Here is a 15766-nt window from a genome sequence, read left to right as displayed (position 1 = left end):
GTTCAACTACGCGTTGCCGGTCAGGAAGAGAACAGCTTGAATCACATAACCGGTCAACGTTCGCAGTATTGCTGAAATAACATCAAGATTTAGACCGAACTGCGAGCCCGCAAGCGGCAGCAGGATCAACAGGCCGATCAGGATCAGCATACCGAACGGCTCGAGCCGGGCCAGCGGCAGGGCGAGCGGTCGCGGCAGCAGCCCGACCGCGACGCGCCCGCCGTCGAGCGGCGGGATCGGCATCATGTTGAACACGGCCAGGATCGCGTTGATGAGGATCGCGTTCTTGAGGTTGTCGACGATCCAGTGCGCCGAACTGGCGGGGACCCAGGGCAGGGCGTGGACGGCGAGGGCCGCGGCGAGCGCCAGCAGGATGTTGGTGGCGGGCCCGGCAAGGGCCACCCAGACCATGTCGAGCCTGGGGTTGTTGAGGTTGCGAAAATTCACCGGCACCGGCTTGGCATAGCCGAACAGGAACGGCGAATGCGCAAACAGCAGCATTGCCGGCAGGATCAGGGTACCGAACGGGTCGATGTGGCGGATCGGGTTGAAGCTGACGCGGCCGAGCTGCCAGGCCGTGTTGTCGCCAAGCCGATGCGCGACGAAGGCGTGCGCGGCCTCGTGGAAGGTGATGGCGAGCACGAGCGGCAGCACCCACACCGACAGGTCATAGAAAGAAATGTTCACGGCTCGTCCGTTCCGGTTGTGCCTGCGGCCTTGCAGCCGTCCGGCCAAACCGGCGGTACAGCGACGCTTGCCCTGAACATAGGGTGGCCGATTCTGAAATGCCACGCTGCAATTGACCGGCGAGGCCCGCAGCCGCCGCGCCGGAACAAATTCACGCCGGGATCGTCGTCTGATATTGCGTGAGACCATCGTCGAGCTTCAGCCAGGCGAGCTTTTCCGAGACCCAGATGTGCTCGGTCGGCGTAAAGGCGTTGCGGTCGTCGAAGGTGGTGAGTGCCACACCGGCCAGCGTGCCGTTGCGCCGCCAGGCGAACAGCCGCGTGCCGCAGCGCTTGCAGAACACGCGGTCGATATTCTCGGACGACGCATAGCGCTCGGTGTCGCCCTCGACGGTCAGCGCGCGCTGGTCGAACTGCGCGCGCGCAAAATAGGGCGAGCCCATCGCCTTCTGGCACAAGCGGCAATGGCAGATGCGGACATTGAGCGGCTCGCCCTCCGCCTTGAACCGCACCGCGCCGCACAGACATCCACCTTCCCGGATCATGGCTCAGGCCACCCGCCATTCGCCGACCTGGCGCGCCATGTTCCAGTTGAGATTGTCGAGATCGCCATCCATGTCGGAATTCCTGCGTCTGGTGTTGGTGAAGGCGGCCCAGCAGAAGCCGCCATGGGTGCGCACGGCAATCGTGCTCGTGCCCGGCAGGCTGCCATTGTGCCACCAATTGCCCGACTTGTTGACGCAAAAACCCTTGGTGTAGTCCGGGCTGTAGCTGGGCGCGGTGGTCATGACCTCTATGGTGCGCGGCCGCAGGATATTCGCCGGCCTCGTGTAGCCGTCCACATGCATCAGGAACTGCACGAGATCCGACGGCGTCGCGATCCAGCCGCCATGGGAATCCATCCGCCGGACATTCATGCCGTAGGGATTTTCGCCCTGACCGTAATAGACGACTTCGCCGGCCTGGCGCTGCTCGCGCGTGTTGCCGACGATGGTCATGTCGGTGACGCCGCAGCGCGCGAGCACGTCGGTGCGGACATGCTCGGCATAGGGCTGGCCGGTGAGCTTCTCGATCACGCGGCCGAGCAGGCAATAGCCGAAATTGGAATAGGCGTAGCGCTGGCCCGGCGGCCGGTCCAGCGGCCGGTTGGCGAGCGTCCAGGCGATCAGCTCGGCATGATCCATCCGCGGGTGGGTGAACATGGGGTCGCGGTTGTCGTTGCTCCAGCCGCCGGCGGTGTGGGTCAGCAGATGTTCGAGCGTGATCTGGTCGATGCCGTCAGAGTACGGCGACTGTCCGTAATCGGTGCCGAGCAGCGCGCCCGGGCCGAACACGCGATCCGTCAGCTTGAGGCGGTTCTCCTCGACCAGGCGGAAGATCGTGACCGAGGTGATCGTCTTGCTGACGCTGGCGATCCGGAACAGATGCCGCGTCGTCACGGCCTCGTTCCGCTCGATATCGGCAAGACCGAAGGCGTCCTCATGGACAACGTTGCCGGCATAGCCGATCGCGAAGGACAGCGCCGGCACGCCGTACTTGTCCATGAAGCTGTGCGCGAGCCGTGCCATGGCGCCGCGCTCGGCCGGCGAGGGCGGCCGGATGTTCGGCGGGTTGGGTGCCAGTTGCGCGAGTGTCGTCGATGACAGCAGCGGCAGCGCGCCTGCGCCCGCTGCGAGCTTCACGAAATCCCGACGCCCAAAATCCCGACGACCAAGCCGCATGGTCTGCCCTTTCCAGGGGCGGCCACTGCTTCAGTAGGTCGCCCGTCCGCCGGAAATATCAAACACCGCACCGGTGGAGAAGGCGCAATCTTCGGATGCGAGCCAGCTCACCATCGCGGCGAGCTCTTCCACCAGCACGAAGCGACCCTTCGGGATTTTCGACAGCATGAAGTCGATATGCTGCTGCGTCATCTGGTCGAAGATCGCGGTCTTCGCGGCCGCCGGCGTCACCGCATTGACGAGGATGTCATGCGCGGCGAGCTCCTTGCCGAGCGATTTCGTCAGCGCGATCAGGCCGGCCTTGGACGCCGAATAGTGCGAGGCGTTGGGATTGCCTTCCTTGCCGGCGATCGAGGCGATGTTCACGATCCGCCCGTATTTCTGCTTGAGCATCACCGGCACGATCGCCTTGCAGACGATGAAAGGGCCGTCGAGGTTGATGCGCAGCACCTTGCGCCATTCCTCGAGGTCGGTCTCCCAGACCGGCTTGTTGACGCCGGCGATGCCGGCATTGTTGACCAGGATGTCGATCTTGCCGAAGGCGACCAGCGTCGCATCGCGCGCCTGCTCGACGGCCGCAGTGTCGGTGACGTCGACCTTGAAGACCTTGGTCTCGCTGCCGATCTCCTTGGCCGCCTTCTCGGCCAGTGCGGCGTCGAAATCCCAGATCGCGACCTTGGCGCCGGAGGTGGCGAAGCGCTGAACGATGGCGCGGCCAAAGCCCTGCGCGCCGCCGGTGACGACGGCGACGCGGCCGTTGAGATCGATCTTGTTCATCGACAAATCCCTCTATCTGTCCCTCACGGTGAGGAGCGCGCACTTGGCGCGCGTCTCGAATCATGAAGCCCGTGGCCCATCCCTCGAGACGGCGCTGTCGCGCCTCCTCGGGATGAGGAGTGATCAGAGCATGTAGCCGCCGTCGACGACGAGGTCGACGCCGGTGGTGAATGCGCTCTCGTCACTGCCGAGATAGACCGCCATGGACGCGATTTCGTCGGCGGTGCCGAGCCGGCCCATCTTCTGGCGGGAGACGAACATCTCCTTGCCCTGCGGCCCTTGCGCGGCGGCGCGGTCGAGCATCGAGGGCGTCTCGACGGTGCCGGGGCAGATCGAGTTGCAGCGGATGCCCTTGGTGATGAAGTCGAGCGCCACCGCGCGCGTCAGCAGCGACACCGCCGCCTTCGATGAGCTGTAGACGTAGCGGTTGGCCGGCGGCCGCAGCGCGGCGCAGGACGAGATGTTGACGATGCTGCCGCCGCCGCCCGCCAGCATCTCGGGCAGGAACGCCTTGATGGTCCGGTGAATCGACTTGACGTTGAGGTCGAACGAGAAATCAAAATCCTCTTCCGAACATTCCAGGATAGTGCCGTGGTGCACGAAGCCCGCCGCATTGAGCAGGATGTCGATCTTGCCGACGCGCTTGGCGAATGCATTGACGTCGGCGGTGTTGCGGACGTCGAGCTTGGCGACCTCGGCGATGCCTTCCTTCGTCAGGCCTGCGATGCCGGCCTCGTTGATGTCGGTGGCGATGACGGTTGCGCCTTCACGCGCGAATGCGATCGCGCATGCGCGCCCGATGCCTGCTGCCGCAGCCGTGATGACGGCGCGCTTTCCCTTGAGGCGGTCTGCCATTTTCTTGTTCTCCTCGATTTGCTCGGTGCCGTAGCCCGGATGAGCGCGCAAGCGCGACATCCGGGAGCGGACGTCCCGGGTGTCGCTTCGCTCACCCGGGCTACGTGTGCCTAACTCAGTGATTATCCCGCGCCACGCCAAACGCGCCGGCGACGTTCTGGTAACGGGTGGCGAGCTCCATGCAGGCGCCGGTCGATTGCTGGCCGACGGTGTTGCGGTAGATCTCCTGCCACGGCGTCTGGTTCGGCGGATGCTTGAAGCCGCCATTGGCCTTGAGCTCGGCGTGGCGCTGCTTCAGCTCCTCGTCCGAGATCAGGATGTTGGCGCTGCCCTTGTTGAGGTCGATGCGGACCTTGTCGCCGGTCTTGAGGATCGCGAGGCCGCCATTGGCCGCGGCTTCGGGCGAGGCGTTGAGGATCGAGGGCGAGCCCGAGGTGCCCGACTGCCGGCCGTCGCCGATGCAGGGCAGGGAGTGGATGCCGCGCTTGATCAGGGCCGCCGGCGGCTGCATGTTCACGACCTCGGCGCCGCCGGGATAGCCGATCGGCCCGGTGCCGCGGATGAACAGCACGCAGCGCTCGTCGATATCGAGCGAGGAATCGTCGATCCGCGCGTGATAATCCTCCGGACCCTCGAACACGATGGCGCGGCCTTCGAAGGCGTTGAGGTCCTTCGGGTTGCTGAGATAGCGGTCGCGGAATTCCTTGGAGATCACGCTGGTCTTCATGATCGCGGAATCGAACAGATTGCCCTTCAGCACCAGGAAGCCGGCGTCCTTCACCATCGGCTTGTCGTAGGCCCAGATCACATCGTTGTCGGGGACCGGCGCGTTCTTGCAATTCTCGCCGATGCCGCGGCCGTTGACGGTGAGGGCGTCCTCATGGATGCGCTTGTGCTTCATCAATTCGCGCACCACGGCCGGCACGCCGCCGGCGCGGTGGAATTCCTCGCCGAGATAGAAGCCGGCCGGCTGCATGTTGACCAGCAGCGGCACGTCGTGGCCGACCTTCTGCCAGTCGTCGATCGACAGCTCGACGCCGATGTGACGCGCCAGCGCGTTGATGTGGATCGGCGCGTTGGTCGAGCCGCCGATCGCAGAGTTGATCACGATGCAGTTCTCGAACGCCTTGCGGGTCAGGATGTCCGAGGGCTTGAGGTCCTCCCAGACCATCTCGACGATGCGTTTTCCGGTCTCGTAGGAGATCTGGCCGCGCTCGCGATAGGGGGCGGGGATCGCCGCACAGCCCGGCAGCGAGAAGCCGAGCGCTTCGGCAAGGCCGTTCATGGTCGAGGCGGTGCCCATGGTGTTGCAATGGCCGACCGAGGGCGCCGAGGACGCCACGATCTCCATGAACTCTTCATAGTCGATCTCGCCGGCGGCGAGCCGCTCGCGCGACTTCCAGACGATGGTGCCGGAGCCGGTGCGCTCGCCGGCATGCCAGCCGTTCAGCATCGGGCCGCCCGACAGCACGATCGCGGGCAGGTTCACGGTCGCCGCCGCCATCATGCAGGCCGGCGTGGTTTTGTCGCAGCCGGTGGTCAGCACCACGCCGTCGAGCGGATAGCCGTAGAGGATTTCGACGAGGCCGAGATAGGCAAGGTTACGGTCCAGAGCGGCGGTCGGCCGCTTGCCGGTCTCCTGGATCGGATGGGTCGGGAATTCCATCGCAATGCCGCCGGCCTCGCGGATGCCTTCGCGGACGCGGTGGGCGAGTTCGATATGGTGGCGGTTGCAAGGGGAGAGGTCGTTGCCGGTCTGGGCGATGCCGATGATCGGCTTGCCGGACTGCAGCTCGGCGCGGGTGAGGCCGTAGTTCAGATAGCGCTCCATATAGAGCGCGGTCATGCCCGGATTATGCGGGTTGTTGAACCATTCCTGCGAGCGAAGGTGGCGGCGGGCGCCGTTGCCGGCGGGCGCGTGCCCATTGGTTGGCCTTTTTGTCATCGGGTTCTCCTGCAATGCAAACGCACTGGCGTCGGTCTTCGTCAGTTTTGGGGTGTCGGCTTGTGCGATGCCCAGCGGCGCGAGCGATGATCTGCCTTCCCGCTGGCGGGGCGTTTCCTCACAATTCCGATATTAGTCATGGCTACTTGGTAACGCTACCATTTTGTTCGCCGTGCCCGCACCTGACGCGGCCGGCCTGCTGTCCGAACGCCGCGCCGACGAGCTTTGCCGCTCGATTACCTTGAAGCCGAGATCGAGCACCGGCTGCTCCGGGCGCCGTCCGTCGATCGCCTCGATCAGCATGGTGGCAGCCGTCCTGCCCATCTCGTAGCGGTTGGTGCGCACGCTGGTGAGTGTGGGGACGGCGGAGGCCATGAATTCGAGGTCGTTGAAGCCGACGATGGCGATCTGCTCGGGGACTGCGATCTCCCGGCGCCGGCATTCGAACAGCACGCCGAGCGCGAGGTCGTCGTTGGCGCAGAACACCGCATCGAGGTCGGGCTCGCGTGCCAGGAGGTCGGTGAACAGGGCGCCGCCGAGCGTCACGGATGTCGGCGTCGCGGTCGTGACGACGAGGCGTTGCTCGAACAGGGAGGCGTCCTTCATGGCCGAGACGTAGCCGTCCAGCCGCCGCTGCACCCGCGGGTCCATGCGCGCGCCGACGAATCCGACCTTGCGGTGACCTTGCCCGAACAGGTGGGCAATCGCTGCGCGCGCTGCCTCATAGTGGGAAAAGCCGATCATCATGTCGACCGGATTGGGGCCGATCTCCATGATCTGCACGATCGGGCAGTCGGCCGCCTCCAGCATCGCGCGCGATTCCTCGGTCTGGTCGATGCCGGTGACGATCAGCCCGGCCGGCTTCTGCGCAAGAAACAGGCGCAGCAGCTTCTCCTCCTGGAGGATGCTGTAGCGGGTGTTGGACAGCTGGATCGAGTAACGGCCGCCTTCGGAGGCGTCATAGATGCCGCGCAGCACGTCGGAAAATACGTTGTTGGTCAGTGACGGAATCAAGACACCGATCACCTCGGTGCGTTGCGAGGCGAGCGCGCGTGCCGCCAGGTTCGGCACATAGCCGAGCTCCTTGGCCGCGCTCTCGACCCGCGTCCGCTTGGCGACCGAGAGCGCCTCGGGATTACGGAAGAAGCGGGACGCCGTGATCGGGCTGACGCCGGCAAGCTCGGCGACTTCCGCCAGCCGGATTTTGCCTGACTTGGTGCGTTTTCGACCCATTGCTGCTCTTAACACAGTCATTGTCGCAAACAAAGGAACGTTGACAGCGCTACCAGCAACGACTAACCAAAGACAAATTGCCAAAACCGCACAAACTGCCGACAATGTCGCCTGTTAAGACCGGGCTTCGTTCGGCGAAGTTCAGAAAAAACAAGACGGTCACGGCGCGAGGCGCCGTGGACTTTCGAGGAGGGAGCTAGATGTCGTCTGTGCAAATCCGCGACGTGCGGAAATCGTTCGGCAACTTTGAAGTCCTGCACGGCGTCTCGATCCCGATCGAGGACGGCCAGTTCGTGGTCCTGGTCGGTCCCTCCGGCTGCGGCAAGTCGACGCTCCTGCGCATGCTCGCAGGCCTCGAGAACATCACCTCCGGCACGATCTCGATCGGCGACCGCGTCGTCAACAATGTCCAGCCCAAGGAGCGGGACATTGCGATGGTGTTCCAGAACTACGCGCTCTATCCGCATATGACCGTCGGCGAGAACATGGGCTTCTCGCTGAAGCTGCGGAACGCGAGCTCCGACGAGATCAACAAGCGCGTCAAGCGCGCCGCCGAGATCCTCGCGCTGTCGCCGTTGCTCGAGCGCTATCCGCGCCAGCTCTCCGGCGGTCAGCGCCAGCGCGTCGCCATGGGCCGCGCCATCGTGCGCGATCCGCAGGTCTTCCTGTTCGACGAGCCCTTGTCGAACCTCGACGCCAAGCTGCGCGTCGCCATGCGCACCGAGATCAAGGAGTTGCATCAGCGGCTCAAGACCACGACCGTCTACGTCACCCACGACCAGATCGAGGCCATGACCATGGCCGACAAGATCGTCGTCATGCATGACGGAATCGTCGAGCAGATGGGCACGCCGCTCGAGCTCTACGACAAGCCCGAAAACCAGTTCGTCGCCGGCTTCATCGGCTCGCCGGCCATGAACTTCCTCAAGGGGCATGTGCGCGTCAACGGCGCTGCGATCTTCGAAGGGCCGAACGGCGTCAAGCTGCCGCTCAGGAGCGCGCCGGCGGGGTCCGACGGCCGTCCCGTGGTCTTTGGCGTCCGGCCCGAGCATTTCACCATCGCCGACGACGGCGCGGAGGCCGAGATCGTCGTGGTCGAGCCGACCGGCTCGGAAACCCAGGTGTTCGCAAAGCTCGGTGGCGAGCAGGTCGTCGCCGTCTTCCGCGAGCGTCACCAGTTCAACCCGGGCGACAAGGTCCGGCTGAGGCCCGATCCGTCGGTGATTCACTTGTTCGACGAGGCGACCGGCAAGCGCCTCAACGCGTAGCCCAAGACGTAAGACAAGAAAAAGCATCACAGGGAGGACGACATGCAAGACTTTACCCGCCGGGCTCTGCTTCAAGGCGGAACGGCTCTGGCTGCCACCGGCGCACTGACCGGGCCGGCACTGTTCGACTTCGCAAGGGCTTGGGCGGCGGACTCGCCGTGGAAGGCGGAGTCCGGCGCCAAGCTGACGGTGATGCGCTGGAAGCGCTTCGTGCCGCAGGAGGACGAAGCATTCAACGCCATGGTCGCGGCGTTCAAGACCGCGACCGGCACCGAGATGAACGTGTTCAGCGAGTCTTTCGAGGACGTGCAGCCGAAGGCCTCCGTTGCGGCCAATACCGGCTCCGGGCTCGATCTCGCCTGGGGCTTGCACACGCTGCCGCAGCTCTTCCCCACCAAAGTGCTCAAGATGAACGACGTCGCCGATTATCTCGGCAAGAAGTATGGCGGCTGGACTGATGCGGCCGCCAAGACCTGCAAGCTCGGCGACGACTGGCTCGGCATCCCCGTGGCGACCAACGGCGGTTACATGACCTACCGCAAGTCGGCACTCGACAAGGCGGGCTTCAAGGAGTTCCCGAAGGATTTCCCCGGCTTCCTCGAGATGTGCAAGGCCCTCAAGGCAAACAACACCCCGGCCGGCTTCGCTCTCGGTCACGCGTCGGGCGACGGCAATTCGTGGCTGCACTGGGTGCTGTGGGGGCACGGCGCCTACACGGTCGACCAGAACGACAAGGTCATCATCAATTCGCCGGAGACGGCGAAGGCGCTGGAGTATTGCAAGGCGCTTTACGAGACCTTCATCCCGGGTACGCCGTCATGGAACGATTCCTCCAACAACAAGGCGTACCTGGCTGGCGAACTCTATTGCACGGCCAACGGCATCTCGATCTACGTGGGGGCCAAGACCGATCCGAGCAAGAAGGAGCTGACCGAGGACACCTATCACGCCCTGTGGCCGGTGGGTCCGATCGGCAAGCCGACCGAATTGCAGCTTGCGCTGCCCATCCTCGCGTTCAACTTCACAAAATATCCGAACGCAGCGAAGGCCTTCATCGCCTTCATGCTGGAAAAGGAGAACTACGAGAAGTGGTTGAGCGGTGCGCAGGGCTATCTGACGCAGACCTTGAACGCCTATGAGACGGCGCCGGTCTGGACTGCGGATCCCAAGAACGCCGTGTTCGCGCAGGCGTCCAAGCGTACGTTGCCGGCCTCGGGCATCGGCACCGTGGGCGAGAAGGCGGCAACCGCAATCGCCGACTTCATCGTCGTCGACATGTTCGCCAACTATTGCACCGGCACCAAGGATGTGAAGGGCTCAATGGCGGAAGCCGAGCGCCAGTTGAAGCGCATCTATCGTTAGCCGTCGCGGAGTGGGTGGTCTCGCCGGCCACCCACTCATCAACACTCCGATCAGGGATCCGAGCATGGCCGATATCGCAGTTGCTCCCCGCGCCAAGCCGCAGATTCAAGGCGCCTGGGACCAGCTCAAACACAACCGCAACTGGCTCGGCTTCTGGTTCATGGTGCCGGCCATGGCATTCCTGATCTTCTTCCTGGCCTATCCGCTCGGGCTCGGTATCTGGCTGTCCTTCACCGATACCCGCATCGGCCGCGTCGGGCACTTCATCGGCACCGAGAACTACGAATGGCTCTGGGACGATTCCATCTTCTGGCTGTCGGTGTTCAACACGCTGCTCTACACCTTCGTCGCCAGCGCCGTTAAATTCGCGGTCGGGCTCTATCTCGCGCTGCTGCTGAACGAGCACATGCCGTTCAAGGCGCTGCTGCGCGCAGCCGTACTGATCCCCTTCATCGTGCCCACGGTGCTCTCCGCGCTGGCGTTCTGGTGGATATTCGACTCTCAGTTTTCCATCATCTCATGGTCGTTGCGGCATCTCGGGTTGATCAGCCAGAACATCAATTTCCTCGGGGATACCACCTGGGCGAGGATCTGCGTTATCTTCGCCAATATCTGGCGCGGAGTGCCGTTCGTGGCGATCACGCTGCTCGCCGGCCTGCAGACGGTGTCGCCCTCGCTCTATGAAGCCGCGACTCTGGACGGCGCCACGCGCTGGCAGAATTTCCGCTTCATTACCTATCCGCTGCTGACGCCGATCATTGCAGTGGTGATGACTTTCTCGGTGCTGTTCACCTTCACCGACTTCCAGCTGATCTGGGCGATGACGCGCGGCGGCCCGGTCAATGCGACCCACCTGATGGCGACGCTGTCCTATCAGCGCGCGATCATCGCGGGACAGCTCGGCGAGGGCGCCGCGATCTCGAGCGCCATGATTCCGTTCCTGCTCGCCGCGATCATGGTCTCCTGGTTCGGCCTGCAGCGTCGCAAGTGGCAACAGGGAGAAAGCAATGACTGATCTTCCTGCCTCGAAAGTCGATCTCAAGTCCGTGCTATCGGCGCCGACGCGCGCCGATCACAGCGAGGGCATGAGCTATCTCCAGTCCGTGCCGCGACGCATGGTCACGCTCTATCTGCCGCTCACGATCATCGTCGTGGTCCTGCTGTTCCCGTTCTACTGGATGGCGCTGACCTCGGTGAAGCCGGACGAGCAGCTGCTCGATCTCGACAGGTTCAATCCGTTCTGGACCTGGAATCCGACCTTCAAGCACTTCTACAAGCTGCTGTTCGAGAGCTACTATCCGCATTGGCTCTGGAACACGATGTACGTGGCGATCTGCGCCACGGTGCTCTCGATCATCGCATCGGTGTTCGCGGCCTACGCCATCGTGCGGTTGCGTTACAAGGGCGCCAATCTCGTCGGCGGGCTGATCTTCCTTGCCTATCTCGTGCCGCCTTCGATCCTGTTCATCCCGCTCGCCACCGTCGTGTATCAGTACGGCCTTTTCGACTCGCCGCTGGCGCTGATCTTGACCTATCCGACGATCCTGATCCCGTTCTCGACCTGGCTGCTGATGGGCTATTTCAAGACCATCCCCTTCGAGCTCGAGGAATGCGCGCTGATCGACGGAGCGAGCCGTTGGCAGATCCTGATCAAGATCGTCGTGCCGCTCGCAATCCCGGGTCTGATCTCGGCCTTCATCTTCTGCTTCACCCTGTGCTGGAACGAGTTCATCTACGCGCTGACCTTCCTGCAGTCGACCAGCAACAAGACCGTGCCGGTCGCGATCGTCAACGAGTTCGTGGATGGTGACATCTACCGCTGGGGCTCGCTGATGGCGGGGGCGCTGGCCGGCTCGCTGCCGCTCGTCATCCTTTACGCCTTCTTCGTGGAGCATTATGTGTCGGCGATGACCGGCGCCGTGAAGGAATGATCGCGGGGCTTGCCGAGGGCGCGTCAGGAGCGGCGCGTTCCGGCCAATAAGAAGGAGTAGGCTCTTGCACATTCTGGTTCTGGGCGCCGCCGGCATGGTCGGCCGCAAATTCTGTGAACGGCTGTTGCGCGACGGCCGGCTCGGCAAGAGCGAGATCACCAAGCTGACCATGCACGACGTGGTCGAGCCCAAGAAGCCGGAGAAGGCCGGTTTTCCGGTCGAGACGGTGTCGGGCGATTTCGCCGTGCCGGGCGCGGCCGAAAAGCTGATCGCCGGACGCCCGGACGCGATCTTCCATCTCGCCGCGATCGTCTCGGGCGAGGCCGAACTCGATTTCGACAAGGGCTACCGCATCAATCTCGACGGCACGCGAATGCTGCTCGACGCGATCCGCCTCGTCGGCGGCGGCTACAAGCCGCGCGTGGTGTTCACGTCCTCGATCGCCGTGTTCGGTGCCCCGTTCCCGGATGCGATCGGCGACGAGTTCTTCCACACTCCGCTGCTCAGCTACGGCACCCAGAAGGCGATCGGCGAACTGCTGCTGGCCGACTATTCCCGCCGCGGCTTCCTCGACGGCATCGGCATCCGCCTGCCGACCATCTGCATCCGGCCCGGCCTGCCAAACAAGGCGGCATCGGGCTTCTTTTCCAACATCCTGCGTGAGCCGCTGGCCGGCAAGGAAGCGGTCCTCCCGGTGTCCGAGGACGTCCGCCACTGGCACGCCACGCCGCGTTCGGCCGTCGGCTTCCTGCTGCATGCCGGCACCATGGACCTCGCCGCCGTCGGCCCGCGCCGTAACCTGACCATGCCGGGCCTGTCGGCAACCGTCGGCGAGCAGATTGCCGCCTTGAAGCGCGTTGCCGGCGAAAAGGTCGCCGCCCGCATCAAGCGGGAACCCGATCCCTTCATCGTCGGCATCGTCGGTGGCTGGCCGCGCAACTTCAACGCAAAGCGGTCGCTCGAGCTCGGCTTCACCACCGCCGAGAAGAATTTCGACGATATCATCCGCATTCACATCGAAGACGAGCTCGGCGGCAATTTCGTCGCCTGACGCAATCGATGAACAGCGTGGATCTGGTGATGGCGAGCGTTGCTTGCATCGGCGAATGCATGGTCGAGCTCCGGCAGGCCCAAGGAGGACATTCCGCGGGACAATCTGCCGGACAGTCCGCCGGGCAGGGCGGCGGTCTCTATTCGCGCGGCTTCGGCGGCGACACCCTCAACACCGCGGTCTATCTGGCGCGGCTCGAGGTCAAGGTCGACTATCTCACCGCGCTCGGCGACGATGCCTTGAGCGATGAGATGATCGCGGCCTGGACCGGCGAGGGCGTCGGCACGAGGCGCGTCGTGCGGTTGCCGGGCAAGCTGCCCGGCCTCTACATGATCCAGACGGACGCGAAGGGTGAGCGCCAGTTCTTCCACTGGCGCGACAGTGCGGCCGCGCGCCAGCTGATGAGCCTGCCGGAGACGGACGAGCTGCTCAACTCGCTGATGAGCTACGACATCGTCTATCTCTCGGCGATCACGCTCTCGATCTACGACGCCCCCGGCCGCGAGCGCCTGTTCGCGGCGATCAAGCGCGCCCGCCTGCTCGGCACCCGCTTCGTGTTCGACACCAATTTTCGCGCGCGGGGATGGCCTGATCGCGATGTCGCCCGCGAGGCCTTCGCCACGGCGTTCGCGACCGCCGACATCGTGCTGACCTCGACCGAGGATCTGCTCGCGCTCTATCCCGGCGAGAGCCACGACCAGCTGATGGCGCGCATTCCTTCCCCCGAGCTGGTGTTCCGGCTCGCCGAGCCCGTCAGCCTGCTGCGCTTCCCCGGCGGGACGCGCGAGGTCCGTGCCGAACCAATGACCAAGCCCGTCGTTGACACCACGGCGGCCGGCGACAGCTTTGCCGCGGCCTATATCGCGGCCCGGCTCGCCGGTTCCGAGCCGGTCGAGGCGGCCCAGGCCGGCCATCGCCTCGCCAGCCTCGTGATCTGCTATCCCGGCGCCATCATTCCGGGCTATGCCATGCCGCCGAAGAAGCGGCACCGGCCGGCGACCACACGTCAAGCGACCAAGTGAAAAGATCCAAGAGATGACCACGACTGCCCAACAGAACCACCTCGTCGCGCTGTTCAAGGCCGCGACCGTCATTCCCGTTCTCACCATCGAGCGTATCCAGGATGCAGTGCCGTTGGCGCAAGCGCTGGTCGCCGGCGGCATCCGCACTTTGGAGGTGACCCTGCGCACCTCCATTGCGATCGAAGCAGCGAGGGCGATCATGGCCGAGGTGCCCGAGGCGGTCGTCGGCATCGGCACAATTCTCAATCCGGCGGACTTCACCCGTGTCGAGAAGCTCGGCGTCGCGTTCGGCATCAGCCCGGGCCTGACCCCGGACCTGTTGAAGGCCGCCACCGATAGCTCGTTGCCGTTCGCGCCGGGCATTGCCACAGCGTCCGAGCTGATGCTGGCGCTGTCCTACGGCTTCGACGTCGCAAAATTCTTCCCGGCCGAGCAGGCCGGCGGCATCAAGGGCCTGCGCTCGCTCGGCGGGCCGTTCCCGAACGTGCGGTTCTGCCCGACCGGCGGGGTGGGGGAGGCCAATGCGGCGACCTGGCTCGCCGAGCCCAACGTGGTCGCGGTCGGCGGCTCCTGGCTGTGCCCGACGGCCGAGATCAGGGCGGGGAACTGGGCCGGCATAACTGCCATCTGCCAGCGCACCCTCAAGGCCCTGAAAGGCGCGTGAAGTCTTGCCATCGCTGCGCTAAGACTTAGCTCAGTAAGAGACGCCAGGGAGAAAAGACCATGACCGCCAGCATCGTCGGATGGGCGCACACGCCGTTCGGCAAGTTCGACACCGAAACTGTGGAAAGCCTCGTCACCCGCGTGGCCAATGAGGCTCTGGCGGATGCCGGCATTTCGGCCTCCGACGTCGACGAGATCGTGCTCGGCCATTTCAACGCCGGCTTCTCGCCCCAGGATTTCACCGCCTCGCTGGTGCTCCAGGCCGACCCGAAGCTGCGCTTCAAGCCGGCCACCCGCGTCGAGAACGCCTGCGCCACGGGCTCTGCCGCCGTGCACCAAGGCCTGCGCGCGATTGCCGCAGGCGCTGCCAAGATCGTGCTGGTCGTCGGCGTCGAGCAGATGACGCGCACGCCGGGACCGGAGATCGGCAAGAACCTGCTCAAGGCCTCCTATCTGCCGGAGGACGGCGACACCGTCGGCGGCTTCGCCGGCGTGTTCGGCAAGATCGCCAGCTCCTATTTCCAGAAATACGGCGACCAGTCCGATGCGCTGGCGCTGATCGCGGCCAAGAACCACAAGAACGGCGTCGCCAATCCCTTCGCCCAGATGCGCAAGGATTTTGGCTTCGAGTTCTGCCGCGCCGAGAGCGAGAAGAACCCTTACGTCGCCGGACCCCTGAAGCGCACCGACTGCTCGCTGGTCTCCGACGGCGCCGCGGCGCTGGTGCTGGCCGACGCCGAAACCGCCAAGACCATGAGCAAGTCGATCGGCTTCCGCGCCACCGCGCATGCCCAGGACTTCCTGCCGATGTCCAAGCGCGACATCCTCCAGTTCGAAGGCTGCACGGTCGCCTGGCAGCGGGCGCTGGAGCAGGCGGGCGTTGCGCTCACCGATCTCTCCTTCGTCGAGACCCATGACTGCTTCACCGTAGCCGAGCTGATCGAATACGAAGCGATGGGCCTGACGCCGAAGGGGCAGGGCGCCCGCGCCATCAAGGAAGGCTGGACCCTCAAGGACGGCAAGCTGCCGGTCAATCCGTCCGGCGGGTTGAAGGCCAAGGGCCATCCGATCGGCGCCACCGGCGTTTCCATGCACGTGATGACCGCGATGCAGCTCGCCGGGCAAGCGCCCGAGGGCATGCAGCTCAAAAATGCAAAACTCGGCGGCATCTTCAACATGGGCGGCGCCGCGGTCGCCAACTACGTCTCCGTGCTGGAGCCGCTGAAGTAAGGCTGTAGGGTGGGCGAAGGCG

Annotated in this window: 15 protein-coding genes; 8 read left to right on the top strand and 7 right to left on the bottom strand. The window is 64.5% G+C overall.

The window, feature by feature from the left end; genetic code table 11:
* Positions 1-6: 6 nt before the first annotated feature.
* From E4K65_RS08990 to gntR, 7 genes are all read right to left on the bottom strand, one after another.
* Positions 7-687 (bottom strand): site-2 protease family protein, encoded by a 681-nt coding sequence (locus E4K65_RS08990; protein ID WP_135173844.1) that lies wholly within the window; start codon positions 685-687, stop codon positions 7-9.
* A 151-nt stretch (positions 688-838) separates the two neighbouring features.
* Complete coding sequence (locus tag E4K65_RS08985) at positions 839-1231, bottom strand: GFA family protein (RefSeq protein ID WP_135173843.1); 393 nt, start codon at positions 1229-1231, stop codon at positions 839-841.
* Positions 1232-1234: 3 nt separating this feature from the next.
* A complete protein-coding gene (locus E4K65_RS08980; RefSeq protein WP_235885537.1) occupies positions 1235-2368 on the bottom strand; it encodes a serine hydrolase domain-containing protein in 1134 nt (377 codons plus the stop codon).
* A gap of 69 nt (positions 2369-2437) precedes the next feature.
* Positions 2438-3184 (bottom strand): SDR family NAD(P)-dependent oxidoreductase, encoded by a 747-nt coding sequence (locus tag E4K65_RS08975; protein ID WP_135173841.1) that lies wholly within the window; start codon positions 3182-3184, stop codon positions 2438-2440.
* Between the two features lie 123 nt (positions 3185-3307).
* Entirely contained in the window at positions 3308-4039 is a 732-nt protein-coding gene (locus E4K65_RS08970) for an SDR family oxidoreductase (protein ID WP_135173840.1), read from the bottom strand.
* Positions 4040-4154: 115 nt separating this feature from the next.
* The gene (locus tag E4K65_RS08965; RefSeq protein ID WP_135173839.1) at positions 4155-5984 is read right to left on the bottom strand and encodes an IlvD/Edd family dehydratase; all 1830 of its coding nucleotides are present in this window, start codon (positions 5982-5984) and stop codon (positions 4155-4157) included.
* Positions 5985-6116: 132 nt separating this feature from the next.
* Positions 6117-7217: an HTH-type transcriptional regulator GntR gene (gene gntR, locus E4K65_RS08960; protein ID WP_167770663.1), complete on the bottom strand. Its 1101-nt coding sequence runs from the start codon at positions 7215-7217 to the stop codon at positions 6117-6119.
* Positions 7218-7417: 200 nt separating this feature from the next.
* Between gntR and E4K65_RS08955 the strand changes: the two genes are divergently transcribed.
* From E4K65_RS08955 to E4K65_RS08920, 8 genes are all read left to right on the top strand, one after another.
* Positions 7418-8485, top strand: a complete 1068-nt coding sequence (locus tag E4K65_RS08955; RefSeq protein ID WP_135173837.1) for an ABC transporter ATP-binding protein — start codon at positions 7418-7420, stop codon at positions 8483-8485.
* Positions 8486-8527: 42 nt separating this feature from the next.
* Positions 8528-9847: an ABC transporter substrate-binding protein gene (locus E4K65_RS08950; protein WP_135173836.1), complete on the top strand. Its 1320-nt coding sequence runs from the start codon at positions 8528-8530 to the stop codon at positions 9845-9847.
* Between the two features lie 64 nt (positions 9848-9911).
* Positions 9912-10862 (top strand): carbohydrate ABC transporter permease, encoded by a 951-nt coding sequence (locus tag E4K65_RS08945; RefSeq protein ID WP_027543148.1) that lies wholly within the window; start codon positions 9912-9914, stop codon positions 10860-10862.
* Positions 10855-11778, top strand: coding sequence for a carbohydrate ABC transporter permease (locus E4K65_RS08940; protein ID WP_027543147.1), 924 nt, complete (start codon positions 10855-10857; stop codon positions 11776-11778). The genes E4K65_RS08945 and E4K65_RS08940 overlap by 8 nt, the downstream gene beginning before the upstream one ends.
* Positions 11779-11842: 64 nt before the next feature.
* Positions 11843-12829, top strand: coding sequence for a D-erythronate dehydrogenase (gene denD, locus E4K65_RS08935; protein WP_027543146.1), 987 nt, complete (start codon positions 11843-11845; stop codon positions 12827-12829).
* 29 nt (positions 12830-12858) lie between these two features.
* Positions 12859-13851: a sugar kinase gene (locus tag E4K65_RS08930; RefSeq protein WP_167770705.1), complete on the top strand. Its 993-nt coding sequence runs from the start codon at positions 12859-12861 to the stop codon at positions 13849-13851.
* Positions 13852-13864: 13 nt separating this feature from the next.
* Positions 13865-14515 (top strand): bifunctional 4-hydroxy-2-oxoglutarate aldolase/2-dehydro-3-deoxy-phosphogluconate aldolase, encoded by a 651-nt coding sequence (eda, locus tag E4K65_RS08925; protein WP_167770662.1) that lies wholly within the window; start codon positions 13865-13867, stop codon positions 14513-14515.
* Between the two features lie 59 nt (positions 14516-14574).
* Positions 14575-15744, top strand: coding sequence for an acetyl-CoA acetyltransferase (locus E4K65_RS08920; protein WP_135173833.1), 1170 nt, complete (start codon positions 14575-14577; stop codon positions 15742-15744).
* Positions 15745-15766: the final 22 nt, after the last annotated feature.

The sequence above is a fragment of the Bradyrhizobium niftali genome, from assembly GCF_004571025.1.
GTDB classification, from domain to species: Bacteria; Pseudomonadota; Alphaproteobacteria; order Rhizobiales; family Xanthobacteraceae; genus Bradyrhizobium; species Bradyrhizobium niftali.
This window is presented reverse-complemented; position numbering and strand designations above follow the sequence as displayed.

Bases quoted from the DNA above. Each gene is read 5' to 3' on its own strand.
- E4K65_RS08985 (WP_135173843.1), bottom strand. From the start codon at position 1,231: ATGATCCGGGAAGGTGGATGTCTGTGCGGCGCGGTGCGGTTCAAGGCG.
- E4K65_RS08975 (WP_135173841.1), bottom strand. From the start codon at position 3,184: ATGAACAAGATCGATCTCAACGGCCGCGTCGCCGTCGTCACCGGCGGC.
- E4K65_RS08970 (WP_135173840.1), bottom strand. From the start codon at position 4,039: ATGGCAGACCGCCTCAAGGGAAAGCGCGCCGTCATCACGGCTGCGGCA.
- E4K65_RS08965 (WP_135173839.1), bottom strand. From the start codon at position 5,984: ATGACAAAAAGGCCAACCAATGGGCACGCGCCCGCCGGCAACGGCGCC.
- gntR (WP_167770663.1), bottom strand. From the start codon at position 7,217: ATGGGTCGAAAACGCACCAAGTCAGGCAAAATCCGGCTGGCGGAAGTC.
- E4K65_RS08955 (WP_135173837.1), top strand. From the start codon at position 7,418: ATGTCGTCTGTGCAAATCCGCGACGTGCGGAAATCGTTCGGCAACTTT.
- E4K65_RS08950 (WP_135173836.1), top strand. From the start codon at position 8,528: ATGCAAGACTTTACCCGCCGGGCTCTGCTTCAAGGCGGAACGGCTCTG.
- E4K65_RS08945 (WP_027543148.1), top strand. From the start codon at position 9,912: ATGGCCGATATCGCAGTTGCTCCCCGCGCCAAGCCGCAGATTCAAGGC.
- E4K65_RS08940 (WP_027543147.1), top strand. From the start codon at position 10,855: ATGACTGATCTTCCTGCCTCGAAAGTCGATCTCAAGTCCGTGCTATCG.
- E4K65_RS08930 (WP_167770705.1), top strand. From the start codon at position 12,859: ATGGCGAGCGTTGCTTGCATCGGCGAATGCATGGTCGAGCTCCGGCAG.
- eda (WP_167770662.1), top strand. From the start codon at position 13,865: ATGACCACGACTGCCCAACAGAACCACCTCGTCGCGCTGTTCAAGGCC.
- E4K65_RS08920 (WP_135173833.1), top strand. From the start codon at position 14,575: ATGACCGCCAGCATCGTCGGATGGGCGCACACGCCGTTCGGCAAGTTC.